Raw genomic sequence first — 17,107 nt, forward strand, 5'->3', positions numbered from 1 at the left:
TCCTGTAGGGGAGGAGGCAGTCCATGGTCAACACCAAGGAGTCACTGCCGACGTCCGAGCTGATCCGGCAGATGTCGGAGCAGGTCTCGCGTCTGGTCAGGGACGAACTCCGTCTGGCCAAGGCGGAACTGACGGAAAAGGGCAAGCACGCCGGAATCGGCGCGGGGCTGTTCGGCGGGGCGGGAGTCGTGGCCCTGTTCGGGACAGGCTCCCTGGTCGCCGCGGTGATCCTGCTCCTCGCGTACGTGATGCCCGCCTGGGTGGCCGCGGCGGTCGTGGGCGTGGTGCTGCTGGCCCTGGCCGGTGTGCTCGGGTTCTCCGGCAAGCACCAGGTCGCCGAGGCGTCCCCGCCGACTCCCGCGCGGACCATCGAGAGCGTCAGGGACGACATCTACGCGGTAAAGGAGAGGGCCCACCGATGACTGAGACAGACCCGGGCGGACCCGACCGGTCCCGGGCCGAGGCAGGGATCACCGGATCCCGGAGGAAAAGGGTCGGTGCCCCGATAACGCCGGACGAGAGGGAGTCGCTGAACATCCCGCCGAAGCAGCCGTACGGCACGCCCGGCGAGGATCTCGGCGTTCCGGAGTCCGAGCGCGACGGCACGCCCCGGCTCGCGGAGAACGCGGCCGCCGACGTCGCACCCTACGTCGACACCGGTGTCGGCGAGACGAAGACCGGCAAGATCATCAAAAAAGACGGGAACGACGTGGAAACCGTGCGGCGGGACATCGAGGACGCCCGCCGCGAACTTGGCGACACTGTGGAGGCACTGGTGCACAAGACCGATGTGAAGGGCCGTTTTCAGGAGACCGCCGCCCATGTGGGGGAGGACCTGCGCAAGGCGAGAGCGGCGACCGCCACCACCGCCACCGAGATGGTCGAGCGTGTGAAGGAGGCGGCTCCCGAGGTCGTCGGCCGGGTCAAGGAGGTGACCCCCGCCGAGATCAAGGACGCGGCGGAGAAGGTCACGGCCGAGGCGGGCAAGCGCCCCGTTCTGACGATCGCGGCGGTGGCCGCGTTCGCCCTGGTCGTCTTCCGGGTCCTGCGGAGAGGAAGGAAGAGGTAGCCGTCCGGCGACACCGGCAGGGCCGTCCCCGACGATTCACGGGGGGCGGCCCGAAGCCCTCGAAACCGCCCTGGCGGTGACGGCCGGTGGGGTGCTCCGAGCGGCCCTCGGCACCGCCAGGAACGACGCGAACCGCCGGATCTCCGGAGATCCGGCCGATACCCGTGCGCCCAGGCGAGCCAAACTCATGTCTGCCGGGGTAATCTGACCGTTTCCGGGCGGGCGGCGGACCCCCTCCTCTCCGCCTGCCCGGACCTTCCCGCCGCTGATGTCCCGCGAAACCGCCTTCGCTCCGCCCGGACCTTCACATCGGCCTTCACCGGCCAGGCCGCGTTTTCATAGCGAAAGGCGAAGTATCCGGACTCAGGCACATGCGTGCCCGAGCGCATGTAGCGTTCTCAGGGCAGGACAACACGGGAGGTCTCATGCGCCACGCTCTCGGGATCGCCGCAGGCCTCGCTCTCATCGCGGTGGCCCTCGCCCCGCTGCCCCAGGCCCAGGCCAGTTGTGTCAGCGTGACCAGGAAATGCCAGGCCAAACCACTGATCGGTATCGAGGTGGCGGCCAGGGCCACGCCCTCCGCGGCCCCGAGCAGGCAGGTCTCCTACACCCTTGACTACTCCATGACCCTGACCCCGTCCTTCGCCCCCTACTGGGGCACCTTCTGGGTGGGGGGCCGCTTTCCCGCGGGGCGGGGCCCCACCAGGGCGGTGCTGTTCGACGCCGCCGGCAAGCGGGTCGCCGTCCTACGCTGCCGCGAGCACTCCGACGGTGTCTGGTGCGCCGCGGGCAGCCACATCCCGCACAGGGGAAGGGTCGTCCTCACCGCCCCCACCGGAGGCAAGGGCGTGACCAGACTCGGTTTCGACAGTTTCGAAGAGCTCGACCGCAAGGAGTCCGAGCGGCGCTTCAGCCGGCGGGAGGCGCGCGAGAGATTCTGCAACCACCGTTTCACCACGACCGTCACCACGACGCCGGACTCCTGAGGGGACGAGTTGAACGCCGCACTGACCGGTGTGCACCACCTCAAGATCTGGGTGAGTGACCTGGAGCGGAGCCGCTCCTGGTACGAACGCGTCCTGGGGCTGGAGCACCACACCAGCTTCGAGGACGAGGACGGCGTGATCAGGGGCATGAGCTTCAGGGTCCCCGGCGCCGCCTTCCAGATCGCGCTGCGCCAGAACCCGGACCTGGCCAGGGCGCTCTTCGACGCCGACCCCTTCGCGCTCCAGGTCACCCTCTCCGGGCTCGATGCCTGGGTCGCCCACCTCGACGACCTCGGCATCCCGCACAGCCCGATCATCAGGGCCTCCTCCGGCCACGCGCTGGGTTTCGTCGACCCCGACGGCGTCCAGATCCGGCTGTACGCTCCGGACGAGGAGGTCCACGCCGCCCAGGTGGGCCCGGAAGGCGTCTACCGATCAGGCCCGGCCCCCGGCTTCGCCCCCGGGCGGGACGGGGCCTGAGAGGCCCGCCTGCCGGAGCGGCGGCAGGCCTGGCGCGGCCGTGCCGAGCGGGATCCTTCCCGTGATCGCCGGAAGGTTCCGGCGGGGGCCCGTGGCCCCGGCCGGGACGGTGCGAGATCATGTCCTTGCGCCACCTGGTGAAGTATCACCCGCAGGCCAGGACCGGCCCGCTCCCCCTCCGCGGGACCGCTTTTCCGGAAAGGACCTCGTGATGGACTTCGAGCTCAACGAGGAACAGCAGCTGTTCCGCCGGACCCTGCGGGAGTACGTCGACAAGGAGATCGTGCCGGTCGCCCCGGAGTGGGAGCGGACCGGCCGCTACCCCACGGAGATCGTCGAGGGCTTCAAACGGATGGGGCTGTTCGGGATCACGATCCCCGAGGAGTACGGCGGGCTGGCCCTGGACCGGGTGTCGTTCGCCCTGGTCTTCGAGGAGATCGCGCGTGGCTGGATGGGCGTGGCCGGGGTGCTCGGCTCGCACTCCCTGGCCGCCTGGATGATCGCCACTTACGGCACGGAGGAGCAGAGAAGCGGCTACCTCCCGGACCTGGCCACCGGTGTCCGCCGCACCGGCATCGCGCTGACCGAGCCGGCGGCCGGCACCGACCTGCAGGGCATCCAGACGCGGGCCGTCCGCGACGGCGACCACTACGTGATCAACGGCACCAAGACGTGGATCACCAACGCCCGGCACGCCGACCCGATGCCCGTGCTGGTCAAGACCTCGCTCACCGACCCCGCGCACCGAGGCATGTCCCTCATCCTGGTCGAGGCGGGAACTCCCGGTTACACGGTCAGCCGCGACCTGCCCAAGCTCGGCTACAAGGGCACCGAGACCTGCGAGATCGTGCTGCAGGACGTGCGCGTCCCGGCCTCGGCGCTGCTCGGCGGGGTCGAGGGGCGGGGCATGCAGCAGGCGCTGTCCGCCCTGGAACTCGGCCGGGTCAACATAGCGGCCCGCGCCGTCGGCGTCTCCCAGTGCGCCTACGACGCCGCGCTGAGCTACTCGCGTGAGCGCCACGCCTTCGGCCGGCCCATCTCCGACTTCCAGGCCATCCAGCTCAAGCTCGCGGACATGGCCACCGACATCCAGGCGGCCCGGCTGCTGACCTACTGGGCGGCGGTCCGCTCCGAGAACGGCGCGGTGAACTCCGAGGCCGCGATGGCCAAGTACTTCGCGTCCGAGGTGGCGCTGCGCACCACCATGGAGGCGATGCGGATCCACGGCGGCTACGGCTACTCCCAGGAGTTCGTCCTCGAACGCCTCTACCGCGACGCGCCCCTGATGGCCATCGGCGAGGGCACCAACGACATCCAGCGGATGGTCATCGCGAAATCCCTCATCTCGGGTACCGCTAAAGTCGGATGGTGATGCGATCCGCCCTTTATGTACCAGGTGACCAGCCCGAAAAACTCGCCAAGGCGCTCGGCAGGGGAGCCGACAGCCTGATCGTGGACCTTGAGGACGCGGTCCTGCCCGTGCACAAGGCGGCGGCCCGCGCGGCTGTCACCGCGTGGCTGCGCGAGCTCGGCCCCGACAACCCCGAGATCTACGTACGGATCAATCCCGGCGCGGCCGGACACGACGACCTGCGGGCGGTCGCCCTGCCCGGGGTGCGCGGGGTCTGCGTGGCCAAGACCGAGTCGGCCGCCGAACTGGAGGCCGTCGATGCCGTGCTGACCGCCGCCGAGGCGGCCCAGGGACTGCCGGGCGGCTCCATCGTGGTGTGCCCCCTGCTGGAGAGTGCCGCCGCGATCCTGGCGGCCCCCGAGATCGCCAGGGCGCCCCGTGTCGCGCGCCTGCAGATCGGCGAGGCCGATCTGCGGGCGGACCTCGCGGTCGAGACCGGCCCCGACGAGCGTGAGCTGCTGTGGGCTCGCTCCCAGGTCGTCCTGGCCTCGGCGGCGGCCCGACTCGCCCCGCCCCTCGCTCCGGTCAGCACCGACTTCCGCGACCTCGACGCCCTGCGCGTCTCCACCCTCGCCCTGAAACGCCTCGGCTTCCGCGGTAGAGCCTGCATCCACCCGGCCCAGGTGGCCGTCGTCAACGAGGTGTTCACCCCCTCGGAGGAAGAGCTCGACCGGGCTCGTGACCTGATCGCCCGCTTCGAGGCATCCGGATCAGGTGTCGTCACCGACGCCAGGGGCCAGATGGTCGACGAGGCGGTGGTAAGGGCCGCCCGCCGCCTCCTATCCTGACGTGATGCCAGATGAACGGTGTCTGTTCTGCGCCATCGCGGCGGGGGAGCGCCCGGCCCACGTCGTCGTCTCCGACGGCGTGGCCGTGGCCTTCCTGGACACGCGTCCGGTCTTCAAAGGCCACGTCCTGGTGGCCCCGCTGACCCACGTCGAGACGCTGGCGGACCTGCCGGCGCCGATGGTCGGCCCGTTCTTCGAACGCGTCCAGGCCGTCGCCGTCGCCGTCGAGCGGGGCCTGGGGGCGGCCGGCACGTTCGTCGCGACGAACAACCGCGTCAGCCAGAGCGTCCCGCACCTGCATGTCCACGTGGTCCCCCGTAACCACAAGGACGGCCTGCGCGGCTTCTTCTGGCCCCGTACGAGATACGACGACCCCGCCGAGGCCGAGACCTACGCCCGCCGCGTCCGCGAGGCACTCGGCCCCGCCCCGCCGGCCTCCTGAATCGCCTGACCGCCTCCGGCCTCGGGGACGGCGGCGAGGAGAGTGGACCCTGCCGCTGTTCTGACCGGATACGGAAGGTCGGTGTGATCCGCATGGGCCGGGCGCGGGTGGGGCTGGGCGTATAAGGTCCGGAGCGTGGAACCCGTCATCGCCGTGTTGCTGGTCGTCGCCCTGATCGGGGTACCCGCCCTGGTGCTGTGGCGGGTGTTGCGAGGGCGCAGGGAACTGGGCAGCAGCCCGGCCGAGCGGGCCACGTTCGAGACCCTGCACACCGCCTCCCTCGCCGCGCCACCGCTGCGGGCCGGGCTGACCGAGGCGGGGGCGCAGAAGGCGTCCCGGCACCTGCGGGAACTACTGGGCTCCCCGGCGCTGGCGGTCACCGACGAGGAGAGGCTGCTGGTCTACGACGGCGAGGGCGACGACCATCACGCCCGTGAGGCGTTCACCCACGCCGCCAGGACGCTCGCCGGGGGCCGGACCCGGGTTCTCGGCCCCGAGGTCGTCTGGTGTGACCTTCCCGAGTGTCCGATCAGGTTCGCCGTGGTGGTGCCGCTGACCACCGACGGGCGGGTGGTCGGTTCCCTGGCCGCGTACGGCGGGCACGCCTCGGCGGGGCTGGTCAGGGCCGCCCATGAGGTGGCGAACTGGGTCGACTCGCAGCTGGAGTTGGCCGAACTCGACAGGTCCAGGACACGCCTGATGGAGGCCGAGGTCCGGGCGCTGCGCGCGCAGATCTCCCCGCACTTCATCTACAACTCGCTGACGACCATCGCCAGCTTCGTCCGTTCCGACCCCGACCGCTCTCGTGAGCTGCTGCTGGAGTTCGCCGACTTCACCCGCTACTCCTTCCGGCGGCACGGGGAGTTCACCACGCTGGCCGAGGAACTGCGTTCCATCGACCGCTACCTCACCCTGGAACGTGCCCGTTTCGGCGACCAGCTTCAGGTGACGCTGCGCATCGCCCCGGAGGTGCTCGCGGTCGCGGTGCCGTTCCTGTGCCTGCAGCCGCTGGTGGAGAACGCGGTCCAGCACGGGCTGGAGAGCAAGCCCGGGATAGGGCGCATCTCGATCGTCGCCGAGGACGCCGGGGCGGAATGCCAGATCAGCGTGGAGGACGACGGTGTCGGCATGGAACCGGATCGCCTGCGCCGCATCCTGGCCGGTGACGCCGACGAGCGCTCGGGGGCGGGAGGAGTGGGACTGGTCAATGTGGACGAGCGGTTGCGCCAGGTCTACGGGGACGAGTACGGCCTGGTGGCGGAGACGGCCAGGGGGGCGGGGACGAAGGTCAGCGTCCGCCTGCCGAAGTACCACCCGGGTGTCTCCGTCCGTTGAACCGCGCCCGATCAGCCGCTCCGCTCGCGGTCGGGCTCCTTCCGTGCTCTGCCCGTCCGCCCGCCGTGCCGTTCGCCGGCTGCCCGCCAGGATCACCCCCGCCGGTCCGTCCGCCCGGCCACCGGGCTCTCCGGTCTGACCGGGCGCCCATGCCGGATTGAGTCTTCTCCCGAATATGAAAAAGTTGACAGGCGATGTCTAATTCATCACCCTCTAGAAATTCCCACGTGAACGACCTGGAGGAGTGACCGTGACCGGCCTGCGTGTCCTTGCGGTGGATGACGAGCTTCCCGCGCTGGAGGACCTGGCCTACCTGCTCCGGGACGACCCCCGCATCGGAGAGGTCTCCCTGGCCAGGGACGGGGCCGCCGCGCTGCGCGTTCTGGACCGGGCGATCGCCGACGGGCGGCCGATCGACGCGGTCTTCCTCGACATCCGGATGCGGGGTCTGGACGGGGTGGTGCTCGGCCGTCTGCTCTCGCAGTTCGCCAACCCGCCCCGGGTGGTCTTCGTGACGGCCTACGAGGAGCACGCGGTGGACGCCTTCGAGATCAAGGCGGAGGACTACCTGCTCAAGCCGGTGCGGCCGGAGCGGCTGGCCGAGGCCATCCGGCGGGTGTTCGTCTCGGCGGAGCTGCCGGAGAGCGAGGGCGCGGGCCGTACCGACCCCGATACCATCCCGGTCGAACTCGGCGGTGTCACCAGGTTCGTGGCCAGCACCGAGGTCCGCTACGTCGAGGCACAGGGTGACTACGCCCGCCTGCACACCGCGGGTGGCAGTCACCTCGTGCGCATCTCGCTGGCCACGTTGGAGGAGCGCTGGTCGTTGGCGGGTTTCGTCCGGGTGCACCGCAGCCATCTGGTCGCGGTCAAGCACATCGACGAGTTGCACATCGACTCGGGCCGGTGCGTGGTCCGCATCGGTGAGACCGAGATCCCGGTCAGCCGCCGTCACACCCGCGAGCTGCGCGACCTCCTGGTTCGCCGGGCGCGCAAGGGCAGGCCGGAGTGAGCCGCGACCCAGGGGCCAGGGAGGAGGCCGAGCCGCGCCGGTGGATCACCGAGCGGTCGCGCAAGGATTCCGAGCGGTCGCGTAAGGAGTCCGACCGCTCGCGCAGGGAGTCCGAGCGGCCGCGGCGCGAGGTGGTGACCAGTCCTCGCACCATGGCCCCCCGCCACCCCCGCTACCCGGTCACCCGAGAGATCGACGAGCAGACCCGGCTGGGCGAGATCTACATGCACTCGCTGGTCCGCACCCAGTTCCGGCTGGCCCTGTTCGTCTGCACGGTGCTGGGGTGTGTGGTGGTGGGGCTGCCGCTGCTGTTCCTGCTGGTGCCCGAGCTGCACGCGGTCCGCCTGCTGGGGATCCCGTTGCCCTGGGCGGTGCTGGCCGGTCTGATCTACCCGGCGTTCGTGATCGGTGCCTGGCTCTATGTCCGGCAGGCGGAGCGGAACGAGCGCCACTTCGCCGAGTTGGTGGACAGGGCCCGTTGATCCCCGTCCAGGGCCAGGAGCCCGAGGTCTCCACGCCGGGAGGCATCAGATGAGCACCGCGTACGGTGTGACGGCGGTCGTGCTGGTGGTGCTGGCCGCGGTGCTGATCGGTGCCTTCGGGATCCGGTTGTCGCGGACCACCTCCGACTTCTACGTCGCCTCCCGTACGGTCTCCCCGCTGTGGAACGCCTCGGCCATCGGCGGGGAGTATCTGTCGGCCGCGAGCTTCCTGGGTGTCGCCGGGCTGATCCTCACCTACGGCGCGGACATGCTCTGGCTGCCGGTCGGCTGGACGGGCGGTTATCTGGTGCTGCTCGTGCTGGTCTCGGCTCCGCTGCGCCGTTCGGGCGCCTACACGCTGCCCGACTTCGCCGAGGCGCGGCTGGAGTCGATGGCGGTGCGGCGGATGGCCGGGGTGCTGGTCGTGCTGATCGGCTGGCTGTACCTGATGCCGCAGTTCCAGAGCGCGGGCCTGGTCCTGCGGGCCATCACCGGCGCCCCGGAGTGGGCGGGGGGTCTGCTGGTGGCGGCCGTGGTCGCGGTGAACGTGATGTCGGGCGGTATGCGGTCGATCACGTTCGTGCAGGCCTTCCAGTACTGGCTGAAGCTCACGGCCCTGGCCGTGCCGCTGGTGTTCTTGTTGCTGGCGTGGCGGAGCGGGGGGGCGCCGGGGCTGAGCGAGCGGGATGTGGCCACCTGGGCGCTGCCGCTCTCCAGCGGCAGGGAGTACGGCCTCTACTCGACCTACTCGCTGATCCTGGCCACGTTCCTGGGCACCATGGGGCTGCCGCATGTGCTGGTCCGCTTCTACACCAACCCCGATGGCCGGGCCGCCCGTCGCACGACGCTGGTGGTCCTGTCGTTGCTCGGTGCCTTCTATCTGCTGCCGGCCGTCTACGGCGCGCTGGGCAGGATCTACGTCCCGGAGTTGGAGGGCAGTGACACGGTGGTGCTCACGCTGCCGGGACGGCTGATCGGCGGTGTGGCCGGTGACCTGCTGACGGCGCTGGTGACGGCCGGGGCGTTCGCGGCGTTCCTGTCGACCTCCTCCGGGCTGACGGTCTCGGTCGCCGGGGTCATCGGGCAGGACATTCTCAAGGGAGGGGTGCGGTCGTTCCGGGCTGCGGCGGTGCTCGCCGTGATCGTTCCGCTGGGCCTGGCGGCTCTGGCCCGCTCGCTGCCGGTCGCCGACGTCGTCGGCCTGGCGTTCGCGGTGGCGGCCTCCTCCTTCTGCCCGTTGCTGGTGCTGGGCATCTGGTGGCGCCGGCTGACTCCCGCCGGGGCGATGGCGGGGCTGCTCGCCGGCGGTGGCCTGGCCTGCGGCGCGGTTCTGATGACGATCGGAGGGGGGCCTTATCCCGGTCTGGTGGGTGCCATGCTGGCCCAGCCCGCCGCGTGGACGGTGCCGATCGCCTTTCTCGTCATGGTGCTGGTCTCGCTGCTGACGCCGGGGCGCATCCCGCCGAACGTGGCCCGCACGATGGTGCGCCTGCACACCCCGGAGATCCTCAACCTGGACCGGGGTGACTGGCGGCCCCGCTCCTCCTGACGGGTCCGGCGAGCCGTCCGGCCGGGTCTCCTCGGCGGCAACCGTTCGTCGCGCGAGACAGACCTTTCACCGCAAGCCACGTCCAGCTGAACGCGACGCGGCGGCGCCTCGGCGAAGAGTCCGCGAGCGGGTCTCCACGAAGGGTAGCGTCCCCTCCTACGTTGTCCGTGATCCAGATCACATCTGTGGGAGGTCTTGTGACCGCCAGGCAACATGACTCATCGGTCTACGAAGAGATTCAGGCCGGTGAACAGTTCCAGGAGTTGAAGAGGCGTTTTCGGGCCTGGGCGTTCCCGATGACCGCGGCGTTCCTCGGGTGGTACCTGCTCTACGTCGTCCTTTCCGGCTGGGCGCGGGACTTCATGGGCACGAAGGTCCTGGGCAACATCAACGTGGCGCTGATCTTCGGTCTGCTCCAGTTCGTGTCGACGTTCGGGATCGCCTGGGCCTACTCCCGTTTCGCCGAGAAGAAGCTCGACCCGCTGGCTGACGAGATCCGTCACCAGGCCGAGGGGAAGACCGAATGAGCCACCAGACCCTGTCCACGATCCTGTTCCTGCTCTTCGTCGCGGGAACGCTGGGGATCACCTTCTGGGCCAGCCGCAACACCAAGGACGCCACCGACTTCTACGCCGGTGGCCGGTCCTTCAGCGGCGTGCAGAACGGCCTCGCCATCGGTGGCGACTACATGTCGGCCGCGAGCTTCCTGGGCATCGCCGGGATCATCGCCCTGTCTGGCTACGACGGCTTCCTGTACTCGATCGGTTTCCTGGTCGCCTGGCTGGTGGCGCTGCTGCTGGTCGCCGAGCTGATGCGCAACTCCGGCAAGTTCACCATGGCCGACGTGCTGGCCTTCCGGATGAGCCCCCGTCCGGTCCGTACCGCGGCGGGTGTCTCCACCATCACGGTGTCGATCTTCTACCTGCTGGCCCAGATGGTCGGCGCGGGCGCGCTGGTCGGCCTGCTGCTCGGCGTCACCTCGCCGACGGGTAAGGCGCTCACGATCGTCGGCGTGGGTGTCCTGATGATCGTCTATGTGGTCGTCGGAGGTATGAAGGGCACCACCTGGGTGCAGATCGTCAAGGCGGTGCTGCTCATGGGCGGCGCCACCCTGGTCACCCTGCTGGTGCTCGGCCACTACGGTTTCAACCTGTCCGGCCTGCTCGGCGACGCCGCCGCGCAGAGCGACAAGGGCCAGGCGTTCCTCGAGCCGGGTCTGAAGTACGGCACCGAGGCGCAGGGCATCGCGGGCAAGATCGACCTGATCAGCCTGGGCCTGGCGCTGGTGCTCGGCACCGCGGGCCTGCCGCACATCCTGATCCGCTTCTACACGGTCCCCACCGCGCGGGAGGCCCGCAAGTCCGTCCTGTGGGGCATCGGCATCATCGGTGTCTTCTATCTGCTGACCTTGGTGCTCGGTTTCGGCGCGGCGGCGCTGGTCGGTGGCAAGGCGATCGTGGCACAGGACAAGGCGGGCAACACGGCGGCGCCGATGCTCGCCGAAGCGGTCGGCAAGACCATTTTCGGCGACGTCGGAGGCACGATCCTGCTGGCCGTCATCGCGGCGGTCGCCTTCGCCACGATCCTGGCGGTCGTCGCCGGGCTGACACTGGCGTCGAGTTCCTCCTTCGCCCACGACCTGTACGCGCACGTGTTCAAGCGCGGCAACGTCACCGACAAGGAGGAGGTCCTGGTCGCCCGGATCTCGGCCTTCGTCATCGGCGCGGTCGCCATCGGGCTCGGCATCCTCGCCCAGGGGCAGAACGTGGCCTTCCTGGTCGCGCTCGCCTTCGCCGTGGCGGCCTCGGGGAACCTGCCCGCGATCCTCTACAGCCTGTTCTGGAAGCGGTTCAACACCGCGGGCGCGGTCTCGGCCATCTACGGCGGCCTGGTCTCCGCGCTGGTCCTGGTGATCTTCTCGCCGGTGGTCTCCGGCAGTGCCACCGCGCTGTTCCCCGACGCGAACTTCGCCTGGTTCCCGCTGAGCAACCCCGGCATCGTCTCGATCCCGATCGGCTTCCTGGCCGGGTTCGTCGGCGCGCGGCTCAGCAAGGAGTACAGCGCCGGCAAGTACGCGGAGATCGAGGTCCGCTCGCTCACCGGCATCGGTGCCGAGCAGGCCACCTCGCACCAGCCGGGCACCGAGGTCCAGCGGCAGCCCGGCACCGGCCCTGAGCTGGAGCCCAGCGCCGACTAGGCGCCGGCCCGGCACGGCTTCCGAACCCGGTGGGGTCCGGCCCACCACGGCCGGGCCCCGCCGGGTCCTTCTAGCGGGACGCCTCGTCCAGCAGGGCCAGTTCGCCCTCGGACAGCGTCAGGTCGGCGACCGCGAGCAGCGGCCGAAGCTGCTCGACGTTGCGGGCGCTGGCGATCGGCGTGGCCACCGTGGGCTGGGCGGCCAGCCAGGCGAGGGCGACGGTGGCCGGGGCGGCTCCGTGGGAGGCGGCGATCTTGTCCAGGGCGTCGAGCACCCTCGGCCCGCGCTCGGAGTGAAGATACTGCGCCGCCTGGCCCGCGCGGGGGCTGTCCACCGTGATCCCCGGCCGGTACTTGCCGGTCAGGAAGCCGCGGGCCAGGCCGAAGTACGGTGTGCTGGTCAGCCCGGCCTCGGCCACCACGTCTCGCAGCGCCCCCTCGTAGTCGCGCTCGAGGAGGTTGTAGTGCTGCTGCAGCACCCCGTACCGTGCCAGGCCGTTCCGCTCGGAGATCTCCAGCGCCTCCGCGAGTCGCTCGGCGCTGTAGTTCGAGGCGCCGATGTTGCGTACCTTGCCCTCGGTGATCAGGTCGTCGAACGCGCCGAGGGTCTCCTCCAGGGGGGTGGCCGCGTCGTCGATGTGGGCCCAGTACAGGTCGATGTAGTCGGTACGCAGCCGCCGGAGCGAGTCCTCGGCCGCCGCTCGGATGTTGGCCGCCGACAGCCCGGTGCGGCCGTTCAGTGAACCCACCTTGGTCGCCACCACGATCCGGTCACGGTTGCGGCGGGAGGTCATCCACTCGCCGATGACGGTCTCGGACTCCCCGCCGACGTGTCCGGGCGCCCATGCGGAGTAGACGTCCGCGGTGTCGAGGAAATTGCCGCCCGCCTCGGCATAGGCGTCCAGGACTGCGAAGGAGTCGTTCCGGTCCGCGGTCCAGCCGAATACGTTGCCGCCGAGACAGAGAGGAAACAGGTTCAGCTCAGAAAAGCTCATGGGCTAACTCTATTTCTCGAGTAATCGCGCGGGCGCGGGGCATCGGTGACAGCCGTCGGAGCACTATTATGTGCGGCGTCAATAAGACTGTCGGAGGCTCCCATGGCACCCGGTTCACGGTTACGCGGACTCCTCATCGGTGCTGTGATCGCGGGCGGTCTTTTCGTCCTGGCGGTGGCCGCCGCGATCGCCCTGATCTCCAACCAGCGCGGGACCGTCGCGGACCCGCCGGGCCCTTCCACCTCGGAGCGGCCCCGCACGCCGGACGCGTCCAGGAGGCCGGGAGGGGTTCCCGACGGTGTCGAGGTGGTCGGGGAGAAACGGTCCGGTGGCCGCCGGATGGACCTGACCCTGCGCTCGGCGGCCCTCGACGACGTCACCCGGGTGCGGCTGCTGCTGCCCAAGGGCTGGTCCAGGGAGGCGGGCAGGACCTGGCCGACGCTCTGGCTGCTCCACGGGGGGCTCGACGACTACGAGGGATGGTCGAGGTCCGGCGTCGAGAGGTTCACGGAGAACGATCAGGTCATCGTGGTCATGCCTGACGGCGGCAAGTGCGGCAGTTACTCCGACTGGTACAACGGCGGCGAGGGCGGGCCGCCCCGGTGGGCGACCTACCACCTCAAGGAGCTGCTTCCGCTGCTGGAGAGCAGGTACGGCGCGGGCAAGGAGCGGGCCATCGCCGGATACTCCATGGGCGGCCAGGGCGCGATGCTGTATGCGGCGGCCGGTGGTTTCAAGGCCGCGGCCTCCTTCAGTGGCGCGGTGCACATCCTCATGCCCGGGGTCGACCTGGCGGTCATGCTCGGCACCACGGCGGGCTGTTTCGGCACCGACTGGAAGCGGATCTGGGGTGATCCGCGGGAGAATCGCGAGGTGTGGGAGCGGCACGACCCGTACCATCTGGCGGGCAGGTTGCGCGGAGTCCGCCTTTACCTGGCCTCGGGCGACGGCGGCAAGGGGGACGGTGAGCTGTTCGGGGACATCACCGAGGAACTCGCCCACAGGGCGACACTGGCCTTCGCCGGTCGCCTGCAGTCGCTGGACATTCCCTTCCAGCCCCACTTCTACTCGGGGCGCCACAACATGACCTACTGGAACCGGGAGCTGCGCCGGGCGCTGCCCATGCTCCTGGAGGCTGTCGGAGCCCGATGAGCCCTTCCGGCTGCTCCCGCCGACCGTGAGGACGAATATTGGACATAAAGGGGCATAAAGGAAGAGGGGAAGGTCGCCCGAACGCTTCGCCGTCCGGCGGCGATGTTTCTCCGGGAGGCAGCGACGGCGATTCTCCGGGAGGCACCGATGGCGATCGCGACGATCAACCCGGCCACGGGCGAGACCGTCAGGACGTTCGACCCGATCCGCGAGGAGGAGGTGGAACGGCGGGTGGCACTCGCCGCCTCCGCGTTCCACGACTACCGGACGGTCGACTTCAAGCAGCGGGCGGCCTGGATGCACGCCGCCGCCGGCCTGCTCCGGGCCGAGCAGGACCGGCTGGCACGGCTGGTGACCACCGAGATGGGCAAGACGCTGGCCGCCGCCCACTGCGAGGTGGACATGTGCGTGCGGGAGATGCGCTTCTTCGCCGACCACGCCGAGGAGTTCCTCGCGGACGAGTCGGCGGACGGGCCCGCCGTGGGCGCGCGGCAGGCGTACGTGCGCTACCAGCCGCTGGGCCCCGTCCTCGGGATCACCTCATGGGACTTCCCCCTCTGGCAGGTGGTCAGGTCTGCCGCGCCCGCCCTGATGGCGGGCAACGTCTGCCTGTTCAAGCACGCGCCGAACGTGCCGCAGACGGCGCTGCAGCTGGGCGGGCTGTTCGCCAGGGCCGGTTTTCCCGAGGGATGCGCGCAGGTCCTGCTGATCGAGCCCGAGCAGGTCGAGCCGTTGCTGCGCGATCGGCGCGTGGCGGCCGTCACCCTCACCGGGGCCGATCAGGAGGGGCGCCCGGTCGCCGCGATCGCGGGCTGGGAGATCAAGAAGACGGTCCTGGAGCTGGGCGGCTCCGACCCCTACGTCGTCATGCCCTCCGCCGACCTGGACGAGGCCGCCGCCGTCGGGGTCACCTCGCGGGTGCGCAACAACGGCCAGTCCTCCGTCGCGGCCAAGCGGTTCATCGTGCACGAGGAGGTCTACGACGACTTCGCCGGGCTGTTCGTGGCGCTGATGGAGTCGCTGCGGCTCGGCGACCCCGCGGACGAGGCGACGGACGTGGGACCGCTCGCCACCCGGCAGGGCCGCGACCACGTCGAGTCACAGGTCGCCAACGCCGCGGGGCTCGGCGCCCGGGTGCTCTGCGGGGGAGTGAGCCCGGATCGGCCCGGCTGGTTCTACGAACCGACCGTGATCACCGGCATCACCTCCGAGATGCGGGTGTTCCACGAGGAGGTCCGCGGCCCGGTGGCCGCGCTGTACCGGGTCGCGGACATCGACGAGGCGATCGCCCTGGCCAACGCGACCCCCTTCGGGCTCGCCGCCGCCGTCTGGAGCGGCGACGTGGCGGAGCAGGAACGCCTCGTCTCCGAGATCGAGGCCGGCATGGTGTACGTCAACGGGATGGTCTCCGCCTACCCGCAACTGCCGTTCGGCGGTATCAAGAGCTCCGGGTACGGGCGCGGGCTGTCGGCGTACGGCATCCGTGAGTTCTGCGACGCCAAGACCGTCTGGATCGGCTGATCGCCCGCCGCGCCTCGGTGCGGGGCCTTCAGGCGGGCACCATCTGCCTGGCCGGGAGGCTGTCCACCGGGTTGAGCCGCCCGGCGGGCTCGAGCTGCTCCATCAGCTCGTCCATGGCCTCCTGCAGGTGGCCCATGAGCCGCCACACGTCGGCCACCCGGTCCGGGCAGGACAGGATGCCGAAGTCGAGCGAGCCGTCGTAGGAGAAGCAGGTGATGTTGACCCCGCCGCTCACGTCGGTCAGCACGGACATGGGGTGGTAGGCGAGCACCCTGGCCCCGCACAGGTACAGCGGGAGCTGCGGTCCCGGCACGTTCGAGACGATCAGATTGATCGGCGGCAGCATGATCGAGGCCAGCCGGAACACCGTGGAGGTCGCCAGCGCGGTGACGGCCGCGGGCAGCATCGACGACAGCTCGCCCAGCCAGCCGGTGGGGGAGCCGGCGAACCGCCGCTTGGCGGTGTGCATCGTCCGCGCCATGACGCGCAGGCGCTCGCGGGGACAGGCCAGGTCGGTCGGGATGGGGGTGACCATGACGGAGATCTGGTTGCCGACCACGTCCTGGGCGCTCGAGGTGCGGACCGCGACCGGGACCGCGGCGATCAGCGGCCGGTCGGGCAGCGCGTCGCGCTCATGTAGCCAGGCGCGCAGCGCCGAGGCGCACAGCGTCATGACCACGTCGTTGACGCTGGCCCCCGAGCTCCTGGCCACCCGTTTGACGTCCGCCAGCGGGATCGACCCGTAGGAGAAGCGCCGCTCGGGGCCGATCGGGCCGTTGAACGGTGTGCGCGGCGCCGTCAGCACGGGCAGCTCCGGCAACTCCCGTACCCTCCCGGTGATCATCCGGGTGGCGGCGGCCACCTGCCGGGCGCCCGGCAGCGCCGAGGCCAGTGGCATCGTGTCGAGTTCGGTCGCCATGCGACCCAGCGAGTAGAGCGTTCTGGCGGGCTGCATCACCGACCTGGCCACGGCCCCGGCGAGCATGCCCGCCAGGCCGGGGGCGGTGGTCCGCGGCGTGGGCGCGGGCCGCTCGACGACGCGGGGCTCGGGCGTCAGATCCAGCAGCGCGGCGAGTGTCTCCGCTCCCGAGACCCCGTCGATGGCGCAGTGGTGGACCTTGGCGTACAGGGCGACCCGGCCGCCGGTCAGTCCCTGGATGAGATGCATCTCCCAGAGCGGGCGGCCCCGGTCGAGGCGCCGCTCGTGGATCCGGGCCACCTCCTCGGCGAGCTGGGCGTCGTCGCCCGGCGCGGCCAGGGTCACCTCGTGGACGTGGCCGGCGACGTCGAGATCGGGGTCTTCCGTCCAGTACGGCCGGTCGAGGTCGAACGGCACGGTGGCCAGGCGGAGCCTCAGCGCCGGGGCCAGGTGCACCCGCTCGTGGAGCAGCCCGATCAGGCACTCGCGGGTGACGGCCCCCGCCCGGGAGCAGGCGGGGTCGAGGATGGCAAGCCCTGCGACGTGGGCCGCCGTGGTCGCCGATTCTGCGTGAAGGAACTGCGCGTCGAGCGCGGTCAGCTGGCGCATCGGTCGAGCCTCCTGGCGGAAGATGGGAGAACACGTATTGCCATCATCAGGTCGGCACGTTTCCCTCTCGTTTCCTCCGTGGGACCTCGGATGTCTTTCCGGCGAGGTCTGGAGGCCCAGCCGATCATCGCGTTCGGTAACATTCCCATTTCGCTCGGTAG

17 protein-coding genes are annotated in these 17,107 nt (G+C 70.4%); 15 read left to right on the top strand and 2 right to left on the bottom strand.

Features of this window, described 5'->3' with window-relative positions; genetic code table 11:
• The first annotated feature begins 23 nt into the window (after positions 1 to 23).
• The 13 genes from ACWD3H_RS04195 (at position 24) to ACWD3H_RS04255 (ending at position 11,751) form a co-directional block, all read left to right on the top strand.
• Complete coding sequence (locus ACWD3H_RS04195; RefSeq protein ID WP_355554736.1) at positions 24 to 422, top strand: phage holin family protein; 399 nt, start codon at positions 24 to 26, stop codon at positions 420 to 422.
• Complete coding sequence (locus ACWD3H_RS04200; protein ID WP_355554734.1) at positions 419 to 1,069, top strand: DUF3618 domain-containing protein; 651 nt, start codon at positions 419 to 421, stop codon at positions 1,067 to 1,069. Before ACWD3H_RS04195 ends, ACWD3H_RS04200 begins: the two co-directional genes overlap by 4 nt.
• A 425-nt stretch (positions 1,070 to 1,494) precedes the next feature.
• Positions 1,495 to 2,055, top strand: coding sequence for a hypothetical protein (locus tag ACWD3H_RS04205; RefSeq protein ID WP_451953967.1), 561 nt, complete (start codon positions 1,495 to 1,497; stop codon positions 2,053 to 2,055).
• Positions 2,056 to 2,064: 9 nt separating this feature from the next.
• Positions 2,065 to 2,535, top strand: coding sequence for a VOC family protein (locus ACWD3H_RS04210; protein ID WP_451953968.1), 471 nt, complete (start codon positions 2,065 to 2,067; stop codon positions 2,533 to 2,535).
• A gap of 211 nt (positions 2,536 to 2,746) precedes the next feature.
• Positions 2,747 to 3,907, top strand: coding sequence for an acyl-CoA dehydrogenase family protein (locus ACWD3H_RS04215; RefSeq protein WP_451953969.1), 1,161 nt, complete (start codon positions 2,747 to 2,749; stop codon positions 3,905 to 3,907).
• Entirely contained in the window at positions 3,907 to 4,734 is an 828-nt protein-coding gene (locus ACWD3H_RS04220) for an HpcH/HpaI aldolase/citrate lyase family protein (protein WP_451953970.1), read from the top strand. The genes ACWD3H_RS04215 and ACWD3H_RS04220 overlap by 1 nt, the downstream gene beginning before the upstream one ends.
• Positions 4,735 to 4,738: 4 nt before the next feature.
• A complete protein-coding gene (locus ACWD3H_RS04225) occupies positions 4,739 to 5,176 on the top strand; it encodes an HIT family protein (protein ID WP_451953971.1) in 438 nt (145 codons plus the stop codon).
• A gap of 135 nt (positions 5,177 to 5,311) precedes the next feature.
• Positions 5,312 to 6,511, top strand: coding sequence for a sensor histidine kinase (locus tag ACWD3H_RS04230; protein ID WP_355554722.1), 1,200 nt, complete (start codon positions 5,312 to 5,314; stop codon positions 6,509 to 6,511).
• Between the two features lie 250 nt (positions 6,512 to 6,761).
• On the top strand, positions 6,762 to 7,523 hold the full coding sequence (locus tag ACWD3H_RS04235) for a LytR/AlgR family response regulator transcription factor (RefSeq protein ID WP_211263913.1): 762 nt from the start codon (positions 6,762 to 6,764) through the stop codon (positions 7,521 to 7,523).
• The gene (locus ACWD3H_RS04240) at positions 7,520 to 8,005 is read left to right on the top strand and encodes a hypothetical protein (RefSeq protein ID WP_451953972.1); all 486 of its coding nucleotides are present in this window, start codon (positions 7,520 to 7,522) and stop codon (positions 8,003 to 8,005) included. The genes ACWD3H_RS04235 and ACWD3H_RS04240 overlap by 4 nt, the downstream gene beginning before the upstream one ends.
• A gap of 49 nt (positions 8,006 to 8,054) precedes the next feature.
• Positions 8,055 to 9,554: a sodium/solute symporter gene (locus ACWD3H_RS04245; protein ID WP_350955866.1), complete on the top strand. Its 1,500-nt coding sequence runs from the start codon at positions 8,055 to 8,057 to the stop codon at positions 9,552 to 9,554.
• Between the two features lie 197 nt (positions 9,555 to 9,751).
• Positions 9,752 to 10,081 (top strand): DUF485 domain-containing protein, encoded by a 330-nt coding sequence (locus tag ACWD3H_RS04250; protein ID WP_030908181.1) that lies wholly within the window; start codon positions 9,752 to 9,754, stop codon positions 10,079 to 10,081.
• A complete protein-coding gene (locus ACWD3H_RS04255) occupies positions 10,078 to 11,751 on the top strand; it encodes a solute symporter family protein (RefSeq protein ID WP_355554715.1) in 1,674 nt (557 codons plus the stop codon). Before ACWD3H_RS04250 ends, ACWD3H_RS04255 begins: the two co-directional genes overlap by 4 nt.
• 70 nt (positions 11,752 to 11,821) lie before the next feature.
• Here the strand turns inward: ACWD3H_RS04255 and ACWD3H_RS04260 are convergent, their stop codons facing one another.
• On the bottom strand, positions 11,822 to 12,745 hold the full coding sequence (locus ACWD3H_RS04260; RefSeq protein WP_355554713.1) for an aldo/keto reductase: 924 nt from the start codon (positions 12,743 to 12,745) through the stop codon (positions 11,822 to 11,824).
• Between the two features lie 102 nt (positions 12,746 to 12,847).
• Here ACWD3H_RS04260 and ACWD3H_RS04265 point away from each other — a divergent pair, with 102 nt between their 5' ends.
• Together ACWD3H_RS04265 and ACWD3H_RS04270 are read left to right on the top strand one after the other, a co-directional pair.
• Entirely contained in the window at positions 12,848 to 13,897 is a 1,050-nt protein-coding gene (locus ACWD3H_RS04265) for an alpha/beta hydrolase (RefSeq protein WP_451953973.1), read from the top strand.
• A gap of 147 nt (positions 13,898 to 14,044) precedes the next feature.
• Complete coding sequence (locus ACWD3H_RS04270) at positions 14,045 to 15,418, top strand: NADP-dependent succinic semialdehyde dehydrogenase (RefSeq protein WP_451953974.1); 1,374 nt, start codon at positions 14,045 to 14,047, stop codon at positions 15,416 to 15,418.
• Positions 15,419 to 15,446: 28 nt separating this feature from the next.
• Here ACWD3H_RS04270 and ACWD3H_RS04275 read toward each other — a convergent pair whose 3' ends face one another.
• The gene (locus ACWD3H_RS04275; RefSeq protein ID WP_451953975.1) at positions 15,447 to 16,946 is read right to left on the bottom strand and encodes a WS/DGAT/MGAT family O-acyltransferase; all 1,500 of its coding nucleotides are present in this window, start codon (positions 16,944 to 16,946) and stop codon (positions 15,447 to 15,449) included.
• Positions 16,947 to 17,107 lie beyond the last annotated feature (161 nt).

This window comes from Streptosporangium sp. NPDC002607 (genome assembly GCF_053592655.1).

Excerpts from the sequence above, each read along its gene's own strand:
- ACWD3H_RS04205 (WP_451953967.1), top strand. The coding sequence starts at position 1,495 with ATGCGCCACGCTCTCGGGATCGCCGCAGGCCTCGCTCTCATCGCGGTG.
- ACWD3H_RS04275 (WP_451953975.1), bottom strand. The coding sequence starts at position 16,946 with ATGCGCCAGCTGACCGCGCTCGACGCGCAGTTCCTTCACGCAGAATCG.
- ACWD3H_RS04215 (WP_451953969.1), top strand. The coding sequence starts at position 2,747 with ATGGACTTCGAGCTCAACGAGGAACAGCAGCTGTTCCGCCGGACCCTG.
- ACWD3H_RS04225 (WP_451953971.1), top strand. The coding sequence starts at position 4,739 with ATGCCAGATGAACGGTGTCTGTTCTGCGCCATCGCGGCGGGGGAGCGC.
- ACWD3H_RS04260 (WP_355554713.1), bottom strand. The coding sequence starts at position 12,745 with ATGAGCTTTTCTGAGCTGAACCTGTTTCCTCTCTGTCTCGGCGGCAAC.
- ACWD3H_RS04220 (WP_451953970.1), top strand. The coding sequence starts at position 3,907 with ATGCGATCCGCCCTTTATGTACCAGGTGACCAGCCCGAAAAACTCGCC.
- ACWD3H_RS04255 (WP_355554715.1), top strand. The coding sequence starts at position 10,078 with ATGAGCCACCAGACCCTGTCCACGATCCTGTTCCTGCTCTTCGTCGCG.
- ACWD3H_RS04270 (WP_451953974.1), top strand. The coding sequence starts at position 14,045 with ATGGCGATCGCGACGATCAACCCGGCCACGGGCGAGACCGTCAGGACG.
- ACWD3H_RS04195 (WP_355554736.1), top strand. The coding sequence starts at position 24 with ATGGTCAACACCAAGGAGTCACTGCCGACGTCCGAGCTGATCCGGCAG.
- ACWD3H_RS04245 (WP_350955866.1), top strand. The coding sequence starts at position 8,055 with ATGAGCACCGCGTACGGTGTGACGGCGGTCGTGCTGGTGGTGCTGGCC.
- ACWD3H_RS04200 (WP_355554734.1), top strand. The coding sequence starts at position 419 with ATGACTGAGACAGACCCGGGCGGACCCGACCGGTCCCGGGCCGAGGCA.
- ACWD3H_RS04265 (WP_451953973.1), top strand. The coding sequence starts at position 12,848 with ATGGCACCCGGTTCACGGTTACGCGGACTCCTCATCGGTGCTGTGATC.